Source organism: Nocardia sp. NPDC058497 (assembly GCF_042720195.1).
GTDB lineage: Bacteria > Actinomycetota > Actinomycetes > Mycobacteriales > Mycobacteriaceae > Nocardia.
In genome coordinates this window covers 1-1,605 of record NZ_JBHXMY010000910.1, presented here as the reverse complement: position 1 = coordinate 1,605, position 1,605 = coordinate 1, and the positions used below count along the sequence as shown (strand labels likewise).

Here is a 1,605-nt window from a genome sequence, read left to right as displayed (position 1 = left end):
GCAACCCGAATCCGTATCAGGAGTGTGTGAATCAGCAGGAACCGCAGGAGAAGGCGCGGCTGGTCTCGTAACCGTCGTCAGCGCGGCCACATCGTGCACTTACTGCGCGCCTCGTTCGGCTATGCCGGGCACCAGCACTGGGCCGCGATCGCCGCGGCCCTCAAACCGGTCTACACCGCGGCGACCGAAGCCGCTGCGCTGGAACGGTTCTGCGAATTCACCGAGGAATGGGGCACGAAGTATCCGGCGATCGTGCGGCTCTGGAAGAGCAGCTCGCGGAGTTCGTGCCGTTCCTGGCGTTCGACACCGAGATCCGGCGGGTGGTGTGTTCGACCAACGCGATCGAGCGGTCAACGCCCGCATCCGACGGGCGGTCCGCGCTCGGGCGCACTTCCCTAACGAGCAGGCAGCTCAGGTTCAGTGAGTCAGCGCAACACCCGGGGGTGCTGGGTGAGCCTCGGTCGAGTCCCTCGGCGGCGCAACGCAATCCAAGCTGCCGAGTGTTTGGGCGAGGACGTCCATGCCCTGTGGCCCGCCCTACAACAGTCGCGCACGGCCCGCGCCGTCAGCCCCGAACTCGTTGCCCTCTACGACCAGAGAGCCGATGTCTCGGCGTCGATGTTCGTCAACCTGCTCACGCCGGCACGCGACCGCATCGACATCCTGGTCTACGCGGCCGTCTTCCTCCACGAGGCATACCCGCGGCTCAACGACCTGCTGACCGAACGCGCCGAGGCGGGCTGCGCGATACGGATAGCCGTGGGTGACGCCGACAGCGCCAACGTCCAACAACGGGGCAGGGAAAAAAATTCGGGCACGGGCCGCATCCTGCTTCAACGGCGCGCTGACAGCGGCCTATGGGCACTGCCCGGGGGCGGTATGGAGATGACCGACAGCCTCCCCGGCTGCGCGGTACGAGAGGTCAAGGAAGAAACCGGTCTCGACATCGAGACCACCGGGCTCGTCGGTACCTACACCGATCCACGCCACGTGATCGCCTACAGCGATGGCGAGGTTCGACGCCAGTTCAACGTATGCTTCCTAGCCCGTGTCACCGGCGGCGACCTCGCCATCTCCGACGAGTCCACAGAACTACGGTTCGTATCCCCCGCCGAACTGGGCAGCCTCGACATGCACCACACGCAGCGACTCAGACTGACTCACTACCTGGAGGGGCGACGCACGCCGTACCTGGGCTGACGATCCGCCCAGCCACCGTGCGAGCCAGAAAGTCCGCCAGCACTCGAGGCCGGAACCGATCCACAACTCGTGGCGTCTTGGACCAGGCAGGTACTCAGCGAGAAGCAAGCTACCGAGAGCCATCTCGCCGCATTGGAGCAGCAGATGATCGGGCACTGGGCGGACTCAGCGACCCGGCATCCGCGACCAAGATCACATCATCCGCCACATGCTCCCGTGCCCCTTCCAGAGCTTCGTGAGGCCGAGATCGTCCGCTTGAATCATCGCGATCGATGCGACAAAACGGCAGGTCACCTAGGCGATTTGGTTTCCGTCACCGCGTCGGATAATCTTTTGGCACACCAGCAAGTCCGGGTGGCGGAATGGCAGACGCGCTAGCTTGAGGTGCTAGTGCCCGTATTAGGG

At 64.7% G+C, this 1,605-nt stretch carries 1 protein-coding gene and 1 pseudogene; both read left to right on the top strand.

The genetic code is table 11. The annotated features are described in order from the left end of the window. Positions 1 to 90 precede the first annotated feature (90 nt). A pseudogene (locus ACFWPJ_RS32385) lies at positions 91 to 412 on the top strand (transposase); the annotation flags it as partial. A 92-nt stretch (positions 413 to 504) separates the two neighbouring features. Further along, positions 505 to 1,200, top strand: a complete 696-nt coding sequence (locus ACFWPJ_RS32380; protein WP_378857269.1) for an NUDIX hydrolase — start codon at positions 505 to 507, stop codon at positions 1,198 to 1,200. Positions 1,201 to 1,605: the final 405 nt, after the last annotated feature.